This window comes from Paenarthrobacter sp. JL.01a (genome assembly GCF_025452095.1).
In the GTDB taxonomy this organism is placed as follows: domain Bacteria; phylum Actinomycetota; class Actinomycetes; order Actinomycetales; family Micrococcaceae; genus Arthrobacter.
In genome coordinates, this window is the sequence record NZ_CP104877.1 from 4,375,214 (window position 1) to 4,396,500 (window position 21,287).

Consider the following 21,287-nt stretch of genomic DNA (forward strand, 5'->3'; position numbering starts at 1 on the left):
GTGATCAAACTCATAGCGAAACGTGCACTAATCGTCACTGCTTGGAGGCCAAAGGTCAACCGTTTCACCTAAATTGGCACCCAACTAGGGGACAGCAAACGCTCTGTTAAGGGCTCATTGGAACGTTTACTGTCCCCTACTTGGGCGAGCAGGGGTGCGGGCTAATCAGTGCCCGCGGATGATCCGGCGCTGGGTTGCTGCAGCGATGGCAGCGGTGCGGTTATCCACCCCGAGCTTCGAATAGATGTGCACCAAATGTGTCTTCACGGTGGCTTCCGAAATGAAGAGCCGCTTGGCCATGGCCCGATTGCTCATCCCCGTGGCGAGCAGCTCCAACAACTGGACTTCCCTGGCGCTGAGAACCGGCGAAGGGTTCCTGATCCGCCCCATCAACCGTGCAGCGACTTCGGGAGCCAACGCGGTTTGCCCGGCAGCGGCGGACAGGACAGCCTGCCGTATCTGTTCCGGGGGCGCATCCTTGAGCATGTACCCACTGGCGCCGGCTTCCACGGCGGCGAGGATGTCGGCGTCGGTATCGTACGTGGTCAGAATCAGGACCGGCGGCGGGGGAGTTCCAGCCTCCCCGGCTTTGATTTTTTCAGTTGCTGTCACTCCGTCCATGCCACTGCCCATCTGCAGATCCATCAGCACCAGATCCACGGGCTCCCCAAGCGTATGGAGCCTGCTCAACTCGGCCAGCGCGGCGTCACCGTCTGCAGCCTCAGCCACCACGAGCACACCTGGAAAATCGCCCAACATGGCACGCAGCCCAGCCCTGACCACCGGATGATCATCAACCAGCAGAACCCGGATGTCGCTCATTCCGCCTCCTCCCCGCTCGGCAGCGGCACGCGGATGGCCACCACCGTCCCCTCACCTGGCGCCGACTCGAGGTCCAGCGTGCCATCCAGTGCCGCCAGCCGTTCGCGCAGGCTCAGAAGCCCGACGCCGGTGCCGTCGCCGCGTGCTGGACCGTCCGCCGTCGTCGGTTCAAAACCGACGCCGTCATCGAAAACATCCAATGTCACCTCACTGCCCAGGAACGACAGGGTCACGACGGCGGCACGCGCCTTGGCGTGCGCCCACACGTTCGCAAGGGAGGCTTGGGCGGCCCGGAGCAGGGTGGTCTGGTAGGTGTTCGGGAGTTCAACCGGGGTCCCCACCACCTCAAAGCGGCATTTCAGCGCGGACCCACGGGCGGCCGCCTCGGTTTCGGTCTTCTCGCAAAGCCTGCGCAGAGTGTCCACCAGCCCGGACTGTTCAAGATCGGGCGACCGAAGACCCCGCACGAAACTCCGGGCCTCAGCCAGGTTGGCCGATGCCGTGTCCTGGACAATCCTGAGCCGCTCCTTCGCGGTCTCCACATCGCCGCTGTCCAGGGCCTTCTCGGTGGAACGCCCCATGAGGACGATGCTGGAAAAGCCTTGCGCCAAGGTGTCGTGGATTTCGCGGGCCAGGCGTTCGCGCTCGGCCAGCGTACCGGCGTCGTGCTGTGTTTTGGCGAGTTCGTCGCGGGTCCGGCGCAATTCCTCGGCAACCAGACGCTGGTTTTCGGCTTCGAGGAACAGGGCGCGGTACGCGAGCCCGGTGACCACCGCGAATGCCGCCCCGAACACGGGTCCCAGCACCATGGCCAGCTGCAGGCCGCCGTCGGCTGTTCCTCTGCTGTGGAACCACAAAGCTCCCACCAACAAGGCCGTGCTGACGGCGATGGCCGGCAACGCCAGGCGCCGCGGAAGCAGGTGCAACTGAAGGAAGAACAGCGGGAAGGCCACCCAGGCAAAGTCACCGCTGACCAGGAGCAGCAGCAGCCAGAGCACCATCACAATGGCCAGCCACCACAGCGCGTACGGTGCAGGGTTGAACCTGGAGGGATCGCTGGCGTGCCGCTTCTCCAGCACGGTTCCGGCGAGGTACACCAAGGCCAGCAAGGCAGACAGCCCCAAGCCGGCGATTACTGCCACTGGGGAAGGCGCACCCGCAGGGCCGGCGCCAGCCAGCAGTCGGACGATCGCCACCAGCAACAGGACGGCAAAACCGACGTGCAGGCTCACGCGCAGGACGCGGAGGATCGTGGCGGCACCGGTGGGGGACTGCATGCCTTCCAGCGTATCCCCGGCCATCCGCCCAAAGGCCCGAAATCCCTGCTGCAAGGCCCGAATCAACCATTCGGTTGATTCCCCCTTCAACCGCTCGACGCCTGTGAATCCATCCGCCTCCCGATGTCCGGAGTGCGCTTGGCCGGAAGAGTTGAAAGCACGGGACCAAGCCCGAATCCAACAGAAGGAATCCGATGTTTCTCGCCATCCGCGACATCCGCTTCGCCAAGGGCCGATTCGCCCTCATGGGCAGCGTGGTCGCACTCATCACGTTGCTGCTCGTCATGCTTTCCGGGCTGACCGCGGGATTGGGCAACCAGTCCACCTCAGCCATTGCTGCCCTTCCCGTACAGCAGATCGCCTTTGGAGCGCCCGCGGGCGGTGAAGCGAAAGCGTCGTACACGGAATCGGAGGTCTCCGCGGCCCAGCTTCAGACCTGGCGCGAGCAAGCAGGCGTGAGCTCAGTGGAGGCCCTCGGCATCAGCCAATCCCGTGTCCAGTCCCTGGCCGACGGCGGCACCCCGAACGGCACCGCCAACGTCGCGGTCTTCGGTGGAGTCAACGGTCCAGTGGCTGTGGAGGACGGGACCGTCGTCGTAGGCGAAACCCTGGCCAAGGACCTCGGCCTGACGAAGGGCAGCCGGCTCCGCCTGGGCGGTACTGACCTGACGGTCGCAAATGTAGTGGAGGACCAGTGGTACTCGCATACGGGCGTCGTGTGGACCACCCTGGACACGTGGCGTTCAGTCGCCCACGCCGCCCCGGGTACGGCCACCGTCCTCGCCATAACTTACGACGCCGGAACCTCCGTGGACGTCGACGCCGCCAACGCTGCGGCCGGCACGGTCAGCACGGACCGGACCGGATCGTTCCAAGCATTGGCGTCATACAAGAGCGAGAACGGCTCCCTGCTCCTGATGCAGGCCTTCCTCTACGGAATCTCGGCCTTGGTAATCGTGGCCTTCCTGACGGTATGGACGGTTCAGCGAACCCGCGACATCGCCGTTCTCAAAGCTTTGGGCGCGTCCTCCGGTTACGTCCTGCGCGACGCCTTGGCCCAGGCAGCACTCGTGCTGCTCGCGGGCGCTGCGCTGGGGGGACTCGTGGGGCTGGCCGGGGGAGTCCTTGCGGCCAAAGCAGCGCCGTTCCTGGTCACGCCGCTCACCACCCTGCTGCCCGTGGCGGGGATCGTCATCCTTGGCCTGGCCGGAGCAGTACTGGCGGTCCGCAAGGTTGCCACGGTCGATCCACTGCTGGCTCTCGGCGGCAACTAAAACATTCCTCGAAAGGCATATCCCATGAACACTGCACTTGGTCTTATCAACGTTTCCCTCGAATACCCCGATGGCGGCTCCACGCTTAAGGCGCTGGACTCCGTGGACCTGAGCGTTGCCCGCGGAGAATTCCTCTCACTGGTTGGCCCCTCCGGCTCCGGCAAATCTTCGTTGCTTGCCGTGGCCGCCACCCTCATCAAGCCCACGGCCGGGCTCGTCATCATTGATGGACAGGATGTCGCTGCCCTCAAGGAGGCCGAACGCACTGCCCTGCGCCGTGACAAGGTGGGCATCATCTTCCAGCAACCGAACCTCCTGCCGTCACTGACCGCCGTCGAACAGTTGATGGTCCGCGAGCATCTGCGCGGCAACCGCGCGAAGGAGGCCCGGCGCGAGGCGGAGCAGCTTCTCGACGTTGTGGGTCTTTCCGCGGCCCTCCACAAAAGGCCGCACCAATTGTCCGGTGGGCAGCGGCAACGCGTGAATATTGCCCGGGCCCTCATGGGCAAGCCGACAGTACTGCTGGTGGATGAACCCACGGCTGCGCTGGATCACGAACGGAGCGAGTCGATTGTCCGGCTCCTTCGCCGGGTGACAGACGAATTCCGGACAGCAACGGTCATGGTCACCCACGACACCGAGTTCCTGCCCCTCACGGACGCAGTCGCGACCATGCGGGACGGACGGATCAGCCGCGCATCAGTCCCGTCCGCCCTGCCCAACTAGGGGACAGCAAACGTCGCTACGGAGCCCCATTGGAGCAAGAGCTGTCCCCTACTTGGGTGTGGCGAGGAGGGCTTGGTCCTGGGCATCATCGTAGGCATCCCGGGCCTCCATGATGGTGGGCACGTGGCTCTCCGCCCATTCACGCAGCAAGGACAAAGGCTGCAGCAGCGACTCACCCATGGGCGTGAGCTGGTAGTCCACGCGGGGCGGCACCTGCGCGAAGACAGTCCTTTTGATGAGGCCGTCCCGCTCCAAAGTACGCAGCGTTTGGGTCAGGACTTTGGGAGTCACCACATTGACCATTTTGCGCAACTCGGAGAAACGGACAGGCCCGTCGCCAAGCACTTGAATCACCAGCGAGGCCCACTTGTCACCGATGCGCTGGAAGATCACGCGGGACGGGCAGTTGGGGTCCAGGATGTTGGCGGGGAGGTCTTTAGTATCCATGAGGTAACTGAGTTCCTTTGAAGCTATCGGTATCAAATAGATACCTTTGTTTCATTGCAAGGATAGCAACCCCAAGGAGAGCAATGAAAATCGCAGTCTACGGCGCAACGGGCATGGTCGGTAGCCAGATCGTCAACGAGTCCATCAACCGGGGCCACGAGGTCACCGCCATCTCCCGCAAGGGCGCCGATGTTCCCGGCGCCGCTGCCCAGGCTGCGGACCAGGCCGACGCTCAGACCTTCGCTTCCGTCGCAAAGGACCACGACGTCGTCGTGCTGGCTACGGGTCCCAGCCGCACCGGCGGGGACCATGCAGAATGGCTCGATGCCATGGCTACCGCTTTCAGCAACGCCGAAGGCACGCGCCTGATGATCGTGGGCGGTGCCGGAACCCTGGAAATCGACGGCGTCCGACTCCTCGACTCCCCGGACTTCCCCGAGGCCTACAAAGCCGAGGCCACGACTGCAGCCAAGGCACTGGAAGCCGTGAAGCAGACTCCCGAATCCCTCGACTGGACCGTTCTGGCGCCTGCGCCCGTCATCCAGCCCGGCGAACGTACCGGTGCATACAACGTTGCCAAGGATTCACCGGCAGGCAGCACCATCTCCACGCAGGACTACGCGGTAGCCATGCTGGACGAGATCGAAAGCCCGGCCCACCGCCGCGCCCGCTTCACTGCGGCAAACTGACGGCGGCCAACGCAAAGTCAGACAGGCCAACGCTAAAGCCCCAGGCCAAGCCCGGGTACCGTCGTTCTGAATATGTCCTTGAGGGCATGTTTCGCGGCATGGTACCCGGGCATGCCTGTAACTCCGGGTCCGGGCGGCGTTGACGACGAACACAGGTAGACGCCGGGCAGGGGAGTCCTCCAGGGGACATTGGACACCACGGGACGCTGTACCAAGCCGCGCAGATCCAACATCCCTGCGCTGAAGTCTCCACCCACGTAGTTTTCGTTGTACGCGGACAGTTCCGCCGCCGTCGTGGTTTTTGAAGCCACCACAACGTCGCGGAAGCCCGGGGCGTACCGTTCAATCCGGGCAGTGACGGCCTCGGCCATGTCGACAGTGGAATTCTTCGGAACGTGGCAGTAGGTCCACAGGACGTGCCGCCCTTGAGGCGCGCGGGAATGGTCCAGCATTGTCGGCTGGGAAACCAGGACATAGGGCTCAGAGGGGTATTTGCCCATGTCCACGAGGTTTTCCGACTCGGCCATGGCCCTCCGCGAACCGCCCACGTGCACCGTCCCGGCCTTGGCCAGACCAGCGTCCCGCCAGGGCACTGGACCGGAAAGGATGAAATCGACCTTGCAGGCTGCATTCCCGAAGCGGAATGTTTCAAGAGATCGCCTGTACTTGTCCGGGATTTCGGCCCCACCGAGGCGGGCCAAGGTAGGCGGAGCCACATCCAGCAGGACGGCCGTCGCTGGACGGACCTGGTCCAGCGAATCAACCCGTTCACCCACTTGGATGGTTCCACCGTGCGCGCTCAGATCATCCGCCATGGCCCTCGCAATGGACATCGACCCGCCAACGGGCACGGGCCAACCGCCCGCGTGGGCAAGGACACTGAGCAACAACCCGGCGCCGGTGGAACTGAGCGATGGTTGCGAGCCGAGCGCATGCGACATCACGCCCGTGAGGAGAGCTGGAGCTGCATCCTCGCGGAATCGGCGGCCCCAAAAAGGAGTGCCCTGGTCGAGCGTGGCCAACCCGAACAAGACTGCCGCAAGGGGGTCTCTCGGCAGGCGCAACAGTTGGTTCGACGTAAACTCCACAACGCCGTCCACTCGGGCCAGCAGGGGACCCAGCAACCGGCCATAAGCGGGACCGTCCACTCCCAATTCCTCAACGGTCCGCTCCAGGGACTGGTAGGCCAACGCAGCTCCGCCGCTGTCCAGGGGAGTGCCGTGCTGGACTTCGGGGACGCGAAGCTCCACGCGGCGGGACAGTTCGAACGCACGGAAGAACGGTGAGGCCAAGGCCATCGGATGCACCGCCGAGCATACGTCGTACAGGTACCCGGGCTCCAGCAATTCGCTGGTCCTCGATCCGCCGCCAATATCCGAGGCAGCCTCGTAGACCTTCACCTCCAGTCCGGCGCGGGCCATGACCACTGCCGCTGCGAGCCCGTTGGGGCCGGCTCCGACGACGGCGACATCAACCATCGCTCTTCACCTCCGATCGCTGGGCTTCTGCAGCTCCGGCGGCTGCTGTGGCCCGTTCGGCTACCCAAGGGAGTACAGACCGCGAAGGACGGAGAAAGTCGATACGGAACCAGTCCCGTGCGCCGTCAAAGGGTCCGCCATGGGGGTCGTCCTGGCCTGCCACCCGAAGGGGATCCTGGGCAGGATCCCAGATGTCCATGGCTACGCGGGCCATCAAATATGCCGTGACCACCATGTGCAGTCCCACGGCCAGAACGTAGTAGGACATATCGATGTTGTGCTGGACGGATCCGCCGCTGGTGGCCTGGCCCAGGTACATCCAGATAGCGGCCCAATGGAGACCCTCGGCGGCCTGCCAAATGAGGAAGTCCCGCCAACGGGGCCGCGCCAGAGCCAGGAGCGGAATCAGCCAGATGACGAACTGTGGGGAGTAGACCTTGTTGGTGAGGATGAAGGCGGCCACAATCAGGAAGGCCAGCTGGGCCATACGCGGCCGGCGCGGGGCGCTGACAGCGAGGACTCCAATGAGCGCGCAGGCAGCAATGAAGAGGTAGAGCGCCAGCGTGTTGATGGTTGCCGCGTTCATCTGCGTCCAATGGAGCCTGTCCGCCACCAGGTTGTAGGCGAACCAGGGCGAGCTGTAACCGGCGGGACGTGATTGCGTAAATTCGAAGAAGTAGCGCCACCCCGAAGGATTCAACGCCGCGAGGGGCAGGTTCACAGCCAACCACGAAGCCAAAGCCGCTCCGGCCGTGACGAAGAAGACCCGCAGCTTTCCACTCCGCAGGGCAAGGACCAGGACTGCGCCGAGGATCAAAATTGGGTACAACTTGGTGGCGGTTCCCAGGCCGATGCACACACCGGCAAGGACCAACTTGTCGCGGGAGAAGAAGTACATGCCCAGGGCCAGCAAACCTACAGCCCACATGTCCCAGTTGATGAAGCCGGCCAGAATGATCCCCGGGGCAACGGCCACCATGGCGGCATCCCACGGCCGACGTTTGTTGATCCGGGCCGTCAGCAGGACAGTGACAATCCAGACAGCCACGATCAGGGTGGCGTTGACGTCGAAGTAGCCGAGAATCCGTTCGTTTCCCGCACCAGTGCCGGGAACCATCAGCGCAGTCACCCCGGCGATGATCCCCATGAGGACCGGGTATTCGAACAGGCTCCCCGGAGTGAAGAACGGAAACACGCCGTCGCCCAGACCGCGGTTCTTGAACAGCTCAGGGAAGTCGGAATAGCAGGTGGCATAGAACTGCCCGGGGGTATCCCAGCCATTCACACGGCAGTAGTCCTTTGCCAACATAGCCAAGAGTGCAGCGATGACGGTAAGGACGATGAGCACCCGCTCAACAGTGAACGGGTGGGAGGATACTTCCCCGGGAGAACAATGCTTGCCCAACGGGCCACCCACGAGCTCCGTGAAGTTTCGAAGCAGGGCGTCGCTGCGACTGGGAACAACAAAGCGGGCATGTTTCAATTGCCGGTGCGGCATTGTCTCCTGCATGAACCGAGCTTACAGTCCTGCCCGGATGGGACCCAGTTGCAAGGCCGACCCTGTGGACAGAGCCGACGATGTAGTTAAAAGGGGGAGCCCACGCGTAGCCGCGTGGGCTCCATGAGGTTCAGCATTAATGTGTGGCATCTGAACTCCTTCGTGGCCGGCTCAGGGAATCAACGGATGAGTCCCATCTGGTGCAGGACAACGTAAACATCTTCACGACGCTGGTCGAGCAGCTGTCCGTTGAACAGTGTGCGGTCCTTGGGAGCGTTGCCGCTCTTGTAGAAGCGCATCTCTTCGGGGCGTTTTCGCATGGTTCACCTCCTTTCACAGGTTTTGAGCGGAATTTGGGCACAACAATTTAGGGCCTTTGAATTCATGAAAATTCCAAGCCAAAGAGGGCACAAATAACCGAGGATAAATAAGGTAATTAAGCGGACCGAATCAGGAAATACCATGAATCGCGTGCACTATTGCGCGTGCTTCCGGCAGTTCACCCAACAAGAAGCTGGTTCCGAACTATGGGGAAACTGCGCACCCGCGGCATGCTGCGTGGGTCCGCGCCTGCAACTGACTACTCAGCCATCCAAGAGAAGGAAGGCCGTCAGGAACACCGCCGGCAATAGGCCGGTCCGGTGAATCAGGAGTGGGTCAGAGAGTTAAAATGGCGTCGATCATCAGCAGAGGCCGGGGTAGCAGTGACGGTCAACTTCCGTCCGCTAGTCAAAGTAATCATTTTTCCCAACCTCCTTCCGGCCTTTACAGCCTGCTGTGGCATTCTCCCGGCTGACTAACCGATGAATGCGCGCCTCGTTCCCGGCGGGTCGCTCTGGGAACAAGATATAAGCTACCCCATCAAGCGGGGATTTGACCAGCACATTCGGCTAATTCGTGAAAAGTTTTTGTAAATTAGCGATTTACAGGCCCCAACGGACAATTGCAGGCGTCCGTTTGTCCCAACCCAAAGTGCACACCTTCGCGGTCCCCAGGATGAAGTGCCGCCCCTCGCGTGCGTCCATTTCCAACCAGCGTGCCGTGAGAATCCGGGAGAAATGTCCGTGCGCCACTACCAGCACATTGTCCATGCCGGATTCCAGCACCCGGCCAATGATCTTGTCCGCACGGGCAGCCACCTCATCCAATGTTTCCCCGTTGGGTACCCCATCAGTCCAGATGAGGTAGTCCGGGTTGTCCTTGCGGATCAGGTCGGAGCTGATGCCTTCGTAGTCGCCGTAGTTCCATTCCACGGCCAGCGGCTCATGGACAGCGTCCGGGTAGCCAGCCAGTTCCGCGGTCCTGCGGGCACGCCTCAGCGGGGAGGTCAGCACCAGGTCGAAGTCGATGCCTTCCAGGATCTTGCGGGCCTCCACGGCCTGTTGCTCGCCTTCGACGGTGAGGGGAAGGTCCGTGAGGCCCGTGTATTGGCCACTCTTGGACCACTCCGTCTCCCCATGGCGCAGGATCCAAAGTTGCGGACGCGGGGAAGTCACAGCGTTCATGAGGGCTCCTCAGTTTCGGTCAAAGGCTCGACGACGGCGGACTCGGGTTGCGTCTCCCACCATGCCATCAGCTTCTGCTCGGCTTCCTCCGGCGACAGCGGACCATGTTCCATCCGCTCTTCCAGGAGGAATTTGTAGGCGCGGCCGACGACAGGTCCGGGCTTCAATCCCAGCAGGGCCATGATCTGCGCTCCGTCGAGGTCGGGCCGGACAGCTGCCAGCGATTCCTGTTCCAGCAGCGCCGCAATGCGGTGCTCAAGGTCATCGTAGGCGAAGGAAAGGCGGTCGGCCTTGCGCTGGTTGCGCGTTGTGACGTCCGAGCGTGTGAGCCGGTGCAGGCGTTCAAGCAGGGGACCGGCGTCCGTCACGTAGCGGCGCACCGCGGAATCAGTCCAGCCGGCATCACCGTAGCCATAGAAGCGCATGTGCAGTTCGACCAAGCGGGACACGGCCTTGATGGACTCGTTGTCGAACCGCAATGCCTTCATCCGCTTGGCCGTGAGCTTCGCGCCCACGACGTCGTGATGACGGAAGCTGACCGCACCGCCCGGTTCGAAACGACGCGTGGCCGGCTTGCCGACGTCGTGCATCAACGCTGCGAACCTCAGCACGAAGTCGGGGCCGGGAACCGGACCGTCGGGACCGGTTTCCAGCGCCGCCGCTTGCTCGAGGACCTGCAGGGAGTGCTGGTACACGTCCTTGTGCCGGTGGTGTTCATCGGATTCGAGCCGCAGGGCGGACACCTCCGGCAGCACGAACTCTGCGAGGCCCGTGTCCACCAGCAGGTCGATGCCAACGCGCGGATGTGCTCCGTTAATAAGCTTGACCAGTTCGTCGCGGACACGCTCGGCGGAGATGATCTTGATGCGGTCAGCCATCTGCGACATGGCGAGCCGGACGTCGTCGTGGACCGACACGCCCAACTGGGACGCGAAGCGGGCTGCCCGCATCATCCGCAGCGGATCGTCGGAGAAGGAAGCCTGGGGGGCTCCAGGCGTCGCGAGCTCGGACGCATGAAGGTCCCGCACGCCCCCGAAGGGATCCACCAGTTCCAGGCTTGGCAGGCGCAGCGCCATGGCGTTGATGGTGAAGTCGCGCCGCAGCAGGTCGTCCGTCAGGGAGTTGCCGAAAGCCACCACGGGTTTGCGGGAGTCGGGATCGTAGGCTTCCGCCCGGTACGTGGTGATTTCGATCTGGAAGCCGTCTTTGCGCATCCCGATGGTGCCGAACGCGCGGCCGATTTCCCAGAAGTTGTCCGCCCACTTCTTGATGACGGAGATGGTCTGGTCCGGAGTGGCATCGGTGGTGAAATCGAGGTCCGGTGAGGTCCGGCCCAGAAAAAGGTCGCGCACGGGTCCACCCACCAGGGACAGTTCGAATCCGGCATCGACAAAGCGCTGCCCGAGGTCGAGCACCACCGGATCGATGGTGAAGTTAACAGAAGAGCTGTCCAATACGTGCGCCATAGTTCCTTAAGCTTGGCAGATTTTTGCGCTGCATTGGGCCACTGTTCCATGCGAAATCAGGCATGCGTGCGCCGGGCATCTCCTGCAGTCCACCTTGTGGCCATGTCCCGGTCATCACTCCGGGGCAAGAGTCGTTAGAGTGGACCACATGGCCAACCCAGTACCGAGCGCTCCAGGCAGGAGGACAAACGCACCGTTGCCGTCGGCAATCGGTGCGCACGTCGCGCCTGCCCCGCAGCACCCGGCGCAGGCCTCGCTTCCCACAGTGGAGGAAGTGTCAGCGGGCGGCGTTGTTGTTGACACGTCCGACGGCGAACTCCGGGTTGCGATCATCGCCCGCCTTAACAGGGGTGGCCGGCTTGAGTGGTGCCTGCCCAAGGGCCATCCGGAGGGCCGGGAGAACAATGAGGAAGCTGCTGTCCGTGAGATCGCCGAGGAGACCGGCATCGAGGGCAGCATCCTGGCACCACTGGGCAGCATCGACTACTGGTTTACCGTGAGCGGCCACCGGGTCCACAAAACTGTGCATCACTTCCTGCTCAGGGCAATCGGCGGCGAGCTGACCATCGAGAATGATCCCGACCAGGAAGCCGTGGACGCTGCGTGGGTCCCCATCCAGGAATTGGCCCGAAAGTTGTCCTTCCCGAATGAACGCCGCATCGCCGATCTGGCACGGGAAGTGCTGCCGGAACATCTCTGACCCGGGTACATGGGACGATAAAGGCGATGTCTGAAGCCAAAACAACCCAGTCCGTTCAATCCGGTGAAGCACGTTCCAGCGCCATCATGGCCGCCGGAACGCTGGTTTCCCGGTTCCTTGGCTTCGCCAAAACCTGGATGCTCGGTGCCGCTCTCGGCCTGGGCTCCACGGTTAATGACACGTTTATTAACGCGAACAACCTGCCGAACCTGATCTTCCTGCTGGTGGCCGGCGGCGTGTTCAACGCCGTCCTGGTTCCGCAGATCATCAAGGCCAGCAAGGCTCCCGACCGCGGCTCCGACTATCTCAGCAGGCTGCTGACGTTGGCTGTGCTGGTACTCCTGGCGCTCACGGCCCTGGTGACCCTAGCCGCACCTCTGGTCATCGACCTCACCACCCAGGGCTACTCCGAGCAACAAAAGGCGCTGGCAGTCACCTTCGCGCTGTGGTGCCTGCCGCAGATCTTCTTCTATGGCCTCTATGCCCTGCTCACCCAGGTCCTGAATGCCCACGGCGCGTTCGGCCCTGCAATGTGGGCACCCATCCTCAACAACCTTGTGGCCATCGCCGGTCTGGGGCTGTTCATCTGGATCCTCGGCGCCAACATCACCAACCCGCACACCCTGGACAACTGGGGACCGACCCAAACCTTCCTGCTTGCCGGGTTCTCCACCTTCGGTGTGGTGGCACAAACGGCCATTCTGCTGATCCCTGTGTTCCGTCTGCGACTGGGCCTGCGTCCGCGCTTCGGCTGGCGCGGCGTTGGACTGGGCCAGGCCGCCAAGCTGAGCGTTTGGACCCTGGCGACTGCCGCCGTCGGGCAGTTGGCGTTCCTGTACATCATGAGGATCGCGACGATCCCGGGCGCCGAGCGCCTCCGCCTGGACAATGCCGGAGACAGGGCAGCTGCGGCTGTGCTGCCCGGCAACGCTGTGCTGGAGGTTGCCAGCCAGCTGTACCTGCTGCCGCACTCCATCATCGCCCTGTCCTTGGCCACCGTCCTCTTTAACCGCATGACGCGCGCATCGCAGGACGGCAACAAAGCCGAACTTCGCGACGCCCTCTCGCACGGCCTCCGGACCATGGCCGTCGCTACCGTTTTCGGGGCCTTGGCGCTGTTCGCCCTGGCCGGACCACTTGGCATGTTCTTCTCCGGTGGCGAGCCGCAGGACGGTGTCATGTTGGCCCAAACGCTCACCATCCTGGCTCTCAGCACGCCGTTCCTGAGCGCCAACTTCATGATGTCCCGCGTGTTCTACGCCAACGAGGACGCCCGCACGCCTCTGTATGTGCAATTGTGGCTCGCAGTGATTTATGTCGTGGGCGCCTTCTTCATCCAGTTCCTGCCCGTGGGCCAGATCATCTACGCCATTGCCATCCTCTACACGTTGGGCAACATCCTGTCCGTGGTGATCAGCGTTGTATTCCTGCGGCGCCTGCTGGGTCACCTCGACGGTCCACGCATCGCCAATTCGTACATCCGCATGGGTTACGCAGGCCTCGGATCCGCCGTAGCCGGTGCCATCGCGTTGTGGCTGCTCGGCAGCTACCGTGCCGACGGTTTCGCGTGGAGCAGCCGCCCGGCCGCCCTGGTGACCGTGATCGTCGTCGGGCCTGTCATGCTGCTCGCCTACCTTGTCCTGCTTCGCGTTTTCCACGTCACGGAACTTCGCGACCTCCTGCGCCCGCTGATGAGCCGTCTGGGTCGCGGCGGCCCCGCGCCGGTGTCCGGCGAGGTGGAACCCACGACGGCGGCACGCGCCACGGTCTCGGACGATACCGGTTTGATCCCGCGCATCTCAGGCGAGTTCGATGCAGCGTCGTACCGTGCGGGACCCGCGGTGGCCCCACAGCGTTCCGCGCAGCCTTCAACAAACGAACCGGATGCGCCCAAGACTTATCTGCCGGAGGAAGACGAGCCCAGCACAGCACAGGGCGGCAGGTTCCGTCCGGCGGTCCCGCTGCCGGGCAGGCGGACGTATCAGGGCGACGCTGGACGCAATCCATACTTCCCTGCTCCGCGGAACCGCCGGAAGTGAGCCGGTGCCGCCAACGTGGGCGGCGGGCCTCAATCCGCTAGGCTAGAAACGAATATAGGTAGTTGCAGAAGCGGTTGAACCGGCCCGTCCGGCCATCCGTGTGCAGGACCCGCAGCTCCCGGACAGCCTAGGAGGAACACGTGTCCCACCCGATCGACGTCGGATCAGTACTTGGCGGCCGCTACAAGGTCACGGCCAATGTGTTGACCTCGCATGACCAAGATCAGGTGCTCGACGGCGTGGACCAGGTCCTCAACCGTCCCGTGAGCATCCTCGTTGCCGGTCCCGGAAACGCCGAGCAAGTCGCACAGAGCGCCCGCGAGGTGGCCACAGGGGAGCGCCCCGGGCATGTCCAGATCCTGGACCTTGGCATCAGCGACAACACCACGTACCTGATCACCAACCACAGCACCGCTCCGGACCTGCTGGACCTCGTGGTGGCCACCAACCCGCCGTACATCGAGCCGTTCTTCACGGAGACCCTCGGCAGCGAGATCTTCGGCCAGGCACGCACCTATGAGCCCGAAACCTACGACGGACTCTACGAGGATGACGAGCACGAGGCCGAATACATCCAGTACGACGAAAACGGCTACGCCATAGCTCCCGAACCGGAGGACGAGCCGGAGCCTGCTGCGCCTACCCGCAGCGCACCGCACGTGCCGCCCATGCCGGCGGCAAATCCTTCGTCCGCCAAGAGCGGCATCGCAGGCAAGCTGGCCGCTGCGGCGGCCGGGGCAGGCGCCGCCGGTGCTGCCGCCGCTTCCGCGCTGAGGAACGCCGGTTCAAAGAACAACGACGCCGGTGCTGCCGCTACACCCGCTTCGGCCTCTGAGCCGCCGACACAGGCTGTATCTTCGCAGTCCGCGTCGCCCGCTGAGCCTCGCACGCAGGCTGTGTCCTCGCAGCCGGCTCATTCTCCGGCAGCTCCTGCACAGGACGCACCGGCGCGCGAACAGGCTTCCGAGCCCAAGGTTTCCCTTTGGTCCGAAGAGGATTACGGGTACTCGGAGCGTGGTGCCGCGGGTGGCGCCGCTGCAGTGGGTGCCGCAGCCTCCAACCGCGGGAGGACATCCGGTGACGAGCGCGCGGCAAGCAGCTTCCCGGCGTCGTCCGCTGTCACTGAGGACTACTCCGACGAAGACGACGTCTACGAGGAAGAAGCCCCCGAAAAGGAACCACGGTCACTGCGTTGGCTCGTGGGAGGCCTTCTGGCAGCAGTCCTGATCGTGGGATTGGTCCTGGCCGTCACCAACCTGGGAAGCCTGCTGCCCAGCAGCAAGCCTGCCGCAACCCAGACCACGTCGACGCCGCAGCCTACGGAAACTGTCAGCGAGCAGCCCCCGCCCACGGAGACTGCTCCCCCGGCGGTTCCGCCTGCCATCCAGGAAATTACCCGCCTCGGCAACTTCCCATTCGCGGCCACGTTCGACAAGGACCTCGGCAAGGCCTTCGATGGCAATGCTGCGAGCTACTGGTCGGACATGGAATTCGCAACGGCCAACTGGGGTGGGCTGTCGGAGGAAGTTCCGCTCATGATCAAGCTGAAGGAACCGGCTGACATTAAGTCGGTTGTGCTCAACCAGCTCGGTGGCTCCGGTGGAAACATCAGTGTCTTCACCAACGACCGTCCCGCCATGGACGGTGCAAAGCTCGTGGGAACCAACAGCTTCACGTCACCCGAGCTGACCATTCCGCTGGCCACCCCCACCAAAGCCCAATACGTCATTGTGGTTATCAAGGCGCTGCCCAAGCTGGCCGCACCCAAGACGCAGTACGGCTTCGGCCTCCGCCTCGCTGAGGTTGCCGTTCAGTAGCCGTATCAAAGATGTGACAGCAAGGGCCGTTCTGATTCGTCAGGGCGGCCCTTATTGCTACCCGCGCCAACGTCACCGCTTAGATATGACCGGGGCCCAGACGGTAACCTGAATGCTGGTGACTTTTAGGGTCCCCAACTCCAACGGAATATTTGGAACGCATCAGGGGTTGAGTCAGGTGGCTGCCCCGAAAGCCGCAGCATCGACTAAGGAAGAGGTTCACGCCACGTGAGCATTGCAGAAAACATCGCATCGCAGGTGCGTGACGTCATCATCGTAGGTTCAGGCCCTGCCGGCTACACAGCCGCTGTATACACCGCCCGCGCCAACATGAAACCTCTGCTCATTGCTGGTTCCGTCACTGCCGGCGGCGAACTGATGAACACCACGGACGTTGAGAACTACCCTGGATTCCCGGATGGCATCATGGGTCCGGATCTCATGGAAAACTTCGAGAAGCAGGCCGCACGTTTCGGCACCGAGATCCTCTTCGAGGATGTCACCGAACTCGACCTCGACGGCGATATCAAGACTGTGACCATCGGAACGGGGGAGACCTTCCAGGCGAAGGCCATCATTCTGTCCACCGGCTCGGCATACCGTGAACTTGGTCTGACCAACGAGAAGAGGCTCTCAGGCCACGGCGTTAGCTGGTGTGCAACCTGTGACGGTTTCTTCTTCAAGGACCAGGACATCGCCGTAATCGGTGGTGGCGACTCTGCGATGGAGGAAGCTCTCTTCCTCACCAAGTTCGCCAAGTCCGTCACGGTGGTGCACCGCCGCGACACCCTCAAGGCCTCCAAGATCATGGGTGACCGCGCGCAGGCACACGAGAAGATCAACTTCGTCTGGAACACGGCTGTTGAAGATGTTCTCGGCGGGGATAAGGTCACCGGTCTGAAGCTGAAGAACCTTGTCGATGGAACCGAGTCCGAGCTCGCCGTCACCGGCGTCTTCGTCGCCATCGGCAACGACCCGCGCACGGACCTGGTGAAGGGCAAAGTCGAGCTGACCCCCGAAGGCACCATCGCCGTCGAGGGTCGCAGCTCCCGAACCAACATCAAGGGTGTCTTCGCTGCGGGCGACGTCATCGACCCCACTTACCGCCAGGCCATCACGGCTTCCGGTTCCGGTTGTGTCGCGGCCCTCGACGTCGAGCACTACCTCGCAGACCTGCACTCCTAAGCTGCATCCAAGCAACCATACGAAGGGAAAAGTTATGAGCAACGCAAAAGACGTAACTGACGCAAGCTTCAGCACGGATGTCCTGGCTTCCGACAAGCCGGTCATCGTGGACTTCTGGGCAGAGTGGTGCGGTCCCTGCCGCAAGCTCGGACCCATCCTCGACGAGATCTCCGTTGAGTACAGCGAGAAGGTCGACGTCGTGAAGCTGAACGTCGACGACAACCCGGCCATCGCCGCCGAGTACGGCATCACCTCAATCCCTGCCGTGTACCTGTTCAGCGGGGGAGAAGTGAAGAGCACCGTGATCGGCGCCAAGCCGAAGCAGTTCTTCGAAAAGGAATTCGCGGACGTCCTGTCCTAAGGTTCTTTTAGCCTTATCGCAGAAGCCGGTCGTTCTGCTCCCATGGGAGCGGGGTGGCCGGCTTTTTCGTTGTTTCGGGAAAAATGAACTTGCAGGGGTAGCGTTTTGACGGTTTGCTGCGCTGGAGGCGCTGTAATCGTTGGAACCGCTTCTTTTCGGCTGTCCTTGGCTGGGGTAAGCGGAAACTTGCCATCCGAAGGGGGCAGCGGTGGTGGTTCAAAGAAGGGAACCTCCTTATCCCATGATGCGGAGGTTGGCTTGCCTACTCTTGGCGCCAGGCGGAATGCAACAGAACCGGTTCTCTGATGGGCGGTCGCGCCCCCCCGGTTAGGCCAGGCTCTCGGTCATGTAGTTTTTCGCAACCGAGCCGGATGGGCTGACCTTATCTTGGCCTGCTGGGGAGTCTGATCGCCTCGACGGGCTTGTCCTCCTCGAACCCGCAGTCTCGTATGGTTCACCGCTCCCAGCAGCGTGCTCGTTCCGCCTGATCACGCGAGTCGTGGTGGAATCAACTCGGACTGCTCGCATGGGAGGAGTTCAGGGCATCTAACTGTCAGTCGTAGAGGACAGGTACTGCAATAGGGTTGATGGGTGATGTCCCAAGCTATCCTCCGAGGGTACAAGGCGTGCCCGTTTCACGTGAAACACCGCCAAGACACGGTGCCTCTCAACCACAAGCTCTCAAAGGCATCACCTGGCGGCAAGTTCGGTGCCGCGCAAACGCAAAGCATGGACTCCAGGGCCGAGTAATGGGTCTACCTGATGCTGGAAGGCCATCAGCAGCACTTTCAGCTTTCCTTGGGGCCAGAGGAGCCTCCATAGCTACGAAAGGGTCCAGGAGAGCGTGCAGTGGGCTACGACGCCTCTTGGGGCTGTCTGGAACCACCCCGGAGGCCCGGCACCTCCAGTAGCCCGTACCTGCGGATCGGGCCGCACTTGAGATCACTCCGTGTTCAATTGAAGGACGGTTGCACTGGTGAACTTCCGTTGATCCCAGGGATTTCGTCCTCGTATTGCCGAAAGAACCATTCATTCGCAATTATCAGCCGTCCCATCCGTAGTTGTCAGCCGACATCCCAAGCCTTCGCTGACGTCTCTGGCGCTACGCGTGGCACATATCCACCAATGCCTCACTTTCCAGGACGTGCCGGCAGTCCGAACAAGGGCAGGGCTGACCATTTGATTCACTGACATGCCTTTACGAGGTCTGGTATGTACGGGAACATCGACACCAGCTCCTCGGGACTGCAAACCCAAATGCGGTGGTTCACAGGAGAACGGGAGCCCATCCGTAGCCTTGGGCTCTCCCTGACGTACAGCATGAACGGCGATCCCACAGAAGAACACTGGGCGGCACCCTGGCGAACCACAACAGTCCCTCGGGAGCGGCCTGCGTTCGTCGACCATGAACCGCGGCAGGGGACTTGTTAGCGACGTCTCAGCTTCTACTTATACAGGCTGGCATAGGTAGACGCAGTTGAAGGAAGACGTAATTGCACATCGTCGGCTCGCGCAATTGATCAGCACCCCGGACCCCGGGTGAGACGCTGTTTCACGTGAAACGGTGCGTCGCTTCCCCAACGACAGAGGTCCGCTGGCGGATCTCCCTGAGACGAACACGGGACTCACTGTCCGAAACCCGCCTCCGGCACCCCAACCGGCTAGAGATCAGCAGATAAGATTTAGATCGCCCATTCCTTCGCCTTCTGCAGAACTCCTGGTTGGGACAGACAAACGGAGAAGACTGTAGTCACCTCCGCTGAGGAGGACCTGTATGACTCGATTCGTCGCAGATCTGCCGCGGGCGAAAGTGCCACGACAACGTGGGACGAGCGTTGCCATGGCATGCCTGTCATGGACACTGGGGGACTGCCTCCACGGCCGGCAGGATGCTCCATTGACGTGAATCACGGCAGTGCGACCTACCGACAGAGGCACTTCGCTTCGTTCACACTCGCGACGTACAGCTGGCACGCACAGAAAGTCCTGTTGACGGTAAACTTGTGCACTGTACCGTAGCGCTGACTGCCAACCTGGTGTAGCACTGGGCCCCACTGGCCAGCGAGTCCCTCGCCGGCTTCACCACCTACTGCCGCGCACGCTAGTAGTCTCACTAGCAGCTCGCCATCCTCAGTCTTGCGGCTATCCGGGAACAGAAGCACCAGGGCCGCCAGCCACGCACCATCCATCGTCACAGCCCCTACGCGAGCCTCCCTTCAAACGACCGAGCAAGGCTGGGATGAGGACGACACCAGGTCACCCTTGCCCGCCAGACAACACACGATCGCTGGGACCACACGCCGACAGTTCCGCCTTCTACCAAGGCACCGCTCACCAACACACAGGCCATCCAATCCTTTGTCGGCGTCGGGGTCCCTGCAGGGATCTCCGGATTCGATGCAGCTGATTCGTGATGCGCTGCCGCATGTGTTTCACGTGAAACAGGACGCGGGGAGTCCGCCTCGAGGCACTACGGAATCAGCCTCTGCGGCGCCAGCCCAACTGCCCAGAGCAGGCCTGTCCACAGATCGGCTGGGCTGGCATAGTAGTCGACCATGTCCGCCTCCTGGTTAGCAATGATTCGTTTGCTTCGCGGGGATGGGCAAGTCGTACACAGCTCAGTTGTTCGGCGAGCATGGGCAAGTCAAACGGGGCTCGGCGCTCACTGTGCACGAGCATGTCGTACACCGCCCGGTCGACTGGCGAGCCTAACAAGTCGTGCACAGCCCCGGTCCGTCAGCAACCACGGCGCTTGATGCATCTCTGCGCACAGGTAATGGCATCGCTGTCCACTAACGAGGAGTCATCGCAGCCGCAAAAGGACACCTGCCAACGCGCCCACCAACGCGGAGTGGACCAGAAGGCTGGTAGTGCCGAGGACCCATCTGAGGCGCCGACGTTGGACATAGGACCCTGGATCCGTCGCCATCCCGTTCCGTCATACATCCGATGAATAGGCGACACTGCAGACTGGCACCCATGACCTGCACCAACCTACTTAACCTGGAGGTGTACTTTACGTGCGGCCATGCGGTACTTACGAACACAATTCGTGCTCTCCGTCACGACCTTCCCCGTGAATCGGCCAATTTGTTCATCGGCCGGCGAAGGGGTTGTTTCAGTTCAGGGCCCTTACGACTCCACCTCCCGGCAGGTTCATGGAACGAGTTAGTCACAGGCGCAGTGTCTGTTATCCCCAAAGTTATCCACAGGGTTATGCACCGCCCATGAGATTGCCCACAAGTGGCTCAAAGGCGTTCATCAAGGCGACTCGATGACTGCTGGTTGGCCGCGCTGGTGACGGGCGAATCCGCATAAACGATTCGGCGTCATGGCGGTCCCTGATGCCTGCGAAATCAATGTAAAACCAGCGCTCAGACCGAAAAACCGGCGGATAATGAGTTAGGTTGGTTCGGTTGCTGCCAAGTTGTCTTGGGGATCACTGGTGACAAAGGCAGGGGTCTGCCCCTTCCCATAGGGGGTGCTCCGGGTTGGGCAGCCAGCTTCGCCGAAGCCTGCACTTATCCCCATAGTTATCCACAGCGTTATCCACCGCGATATTCACAGCCGCCGCCGGACCAGCAAGCCCATCCGGCGACGCTTGGATAGGGCTGTTTCACGTGAAACAGCCTGGGCATCTTTACGCGCGTCGCTGGCCACCCCTGATGCAGGCGATGACTGATACCGCACCCTGATGCTCGGGACTGGCTAATCCAGGGTCACAGTTCCGCCAATGCTACCGAAGATCTGAGCAGTCAGCTTGCATCGGACTATGCGGCTGGAGGCGACATCGGACCTATGTGTCCGACAATGCTCGCAGGTGGTGGGAATGTCTACTGAGCTGCCCATCATGAGAATGCCATTCCGGACCCGAGCGAGTCACCGCTGACAGTTCAGCTTCATACAGCCTCGACTCGCTCCAGATGCCTACACACACCGCCGCACTGACGGATGGGCGCCGCCCGAAGCATGGGGGAGAGTCTGGTCAGAGCCAGGACGATCT

Annotated in this window: 16 protein-coding genes; 8 read left to right on the forward strand and 8 right to left on the reverse strand. The window is 62.3% G+C overall.

The window, feature by feature from the left end; translation table 11 throughout:
* Positions 1-165: 165 nt before the first annotated feature.
* Both N5P29_RS20880 and N5P29_RS20885 read right to left on the reverse strand, forming a co-directional pair.
* Positions 166-822 carry a response regulator gene (locus N5P29_RS20880; RefSeq protein ID WP_262276665.1) on the reverse strand — a complete coding sequence of 219 codons (657 nt, stop codon included), beginning with the start codon at positions 820-822 and terminating at the stop codon, positions 166-168.
* Entirely contained in the window at positions 819-2,099 is a 1,281-nt protein-coding gene (locus tag N5P29_RS20885) for a sensor histidine kinase (RefSeq protein WP_262276666.1), read from the reverse strand. Before N5P29_RS20885 ends, N5P29_RS20880 begins: the two co-directional genes overlap by 4 nt.
* A 194-nt stretch (positions 2,100-2,293) precedes the next feature.
* Between N5P29_RS20885 and N5P29_RS20890 the strand changes: the two genes are divergently transcribed.
* On the forward strand, positions 2,294-3,373 hold the full coding sequence (locus N5P29_RS20890) for an ABC transporter permease (RefSeq protein WP_262276667.1): 1,080 nt from the start codon (positions 2,294-2,296) through the stop codon (positions 3,371-3,373).
* Between the two features lie 24 nt (positions 3,374-3,397).
* Entirely contained in the window at positions 3,398-4,099 is a 702-nt protein-coding gene (locus tag N5P29_RS20895) for an ABC transporter ATP-binding protein (RefSeq protein WP_262276668.1), read from the forward strand.
* Positions 4,100-4,147: 48 nt separating this feature from the next.
* Here the strand turns inward: N5P29_RS20895 and N5P29_RS20900 are convergent, their stop codons facing one another.
* Positions 4,148-4,546, reverse strand: a complete 399-nt coding sequence (locus tag N5P29_RS20900; protein ID WP_262276669.1) for a winged helix-turn-helix transcriptional regulator — start codon at positions 4,544-4,546, stop codon at positions 4,148-4,150.
* 83 nt (positions 4,547-4,629) lie between these two features.
* Between N5P29_RS20900 and N5P29_RS20905 the strand changes: the two genes are divergently transcribed.
* On the forward strand, positions 4,630-5,235 hold the full coding sequence (locus tag N5P29_RS20905) for an NAD(P)-dependent oxidoreductase (protein ID WP_262276670.1): 606 nt from the start codon (positions 4,630-4,632) through the stop codon (positions 5,233-5,235).
* Between the two features lie 32 nt (positions 5,236-5,267).
* Here N5P29_RS20905 and N5P29_RS20910 read toward each other — a convergent pair whose 3' ends face one another.
* From N5P29_RS20910 to N5P29_RS20930, 5 genes are all read right to left on the reverse strand, one after another.
* Positions 5,268-6,713, reverse strand: coding sequence for a phytoene desaturase family protein (locus N5P29_RS20910; RefSeq protein WP_262276671.1), 1,446 nt, complete (start codon positions 6,711-6,713; stop codon positions 5,268-5,270).
* On the reverse strand, positions 6,706-8,223 hold the full coding sequence (locus tag N5P29_RS20915; protein ID WP_262276672.1) for a glycosyltransferase family 87 protein: 1,518 nt from the start codon (positions 8,221-8,223) through the stop codon (positions 6,706-6,708). Before N5P29_RS20915 ends, N5P29_RS20910 begins: the two co-directional genes overlap by 8 nt.
* A 167-nt stretch (positions 8,224-8,390) precedes the next feature.
* A complete protein-coding gene (locus N5P29_RS20920) occupies positions 8,391-8,531 on the reverse strand; it encodes a hypothetical protein (RefSeq protein ID WP_186313551.1) in 141 nt (46 codons plus the stop codon).
* A gap of 603 nt (positions 8,532-9,134) precedes the next feature.
* The gene (locus N5P29_RS20925) at positions 9,135-9,716 is read right to left on the reverse strand and encodes a histidine phosphatase family protein (protein ID WP_144660287.1); all 582 of its coding nucleotides are present in this window, start codon (positions 9,714-9,716) and stop codon (positions 9,135-9,137) included.
* Positions 9,713-11,182 carry a CCA tRNA nucleotidyltransferase gene (locus N5P29_RS20930; protein ID WP_262276673.1) on the reverse strand — a complete coding sequence of 490 codons (1,470 nt, stop codon included), beginning with the start codon at positions 11,180-11,182 and terminating at the stop codon, positions 9,713-9,715. The genes N5P29_RS20925 and N5P29_RS20930 overlap by 4 nt, the downstream gene beginning before the upstream one ends.
* Before the next feature lie 196 nt (positions 11,183-11,378).
* On the opposite strand from N5P29_RS20930, the gene N5P29_RS20935 reads away from it, so the two are divergent.
* The 5 genes from N5P29_RS20935 to trxA all read left to right on the forward strand — a co-directional run bounded on the left by N5P29_RS20935 (position 11,379) and on the right by trxA (position 17,284).
* Complete coding sequence (locus N5P29_RS20935) at positions 11,379-11,882, forward strand: NUDIX hydrolase (RefSeq protein WP_262278628.1); 504 nt, start codon at positions 11,379-11,381, stop codon at positions 11,880-11,882.
* 26 nt (positions 11,883-11,908) lie between these two features.
* Positions 11,909-13,921, forward strand: a complete 2,013-nt coding sequence (murJ, locus tag N5P29_RS20940) for a murein biosynthesis integral membrane protein MurJ (protein ID WP_262276674.1) — start codon at positions 11,909-11,911, stop codon at positions 13,919-13,921.
* A gap of 140 nt (positions 13,922-14,061) precedes the next feature.
* Entirely contained in the window at positions 14,062-15,738 is a 1,677-nt protein-coding gene (locus N5P29_RS20945; protein ID WP_262276675.1) for an ABC transporter substrate-binding protein, read from the forward strand.
* A gap of 228 nt (positions 15,739-15,966) precedes the next feature.
* The gene (gene trxB, locus N5P29_RS20950; protein ID WP_262276676.1) at positions 15,967-16,923 is read left to right on the forward strand and encodes a thioredoxin-disulfide reductase; all 957 of its coding nucleotides are present in this window, start codon (positions 15,967-15,969) and stop codon (positions 16,921-16,923) included.
* Between the two features lie 34 nt (positions 16,924-16,957).
* Positions 16,958-17,284, forward strand: a complete 327-nt coding sequence (gene trxA / locus N5P29_RS20955; RefSeq protein ID WP_144660274.1) for a thioredoxin — start codon at positions 16,958-16,960, stop codon at positions 17,282-17,284.
* The last annotated feature ends 4,003 nt before the right edge of the window (positions 17,285-21,287 follow it).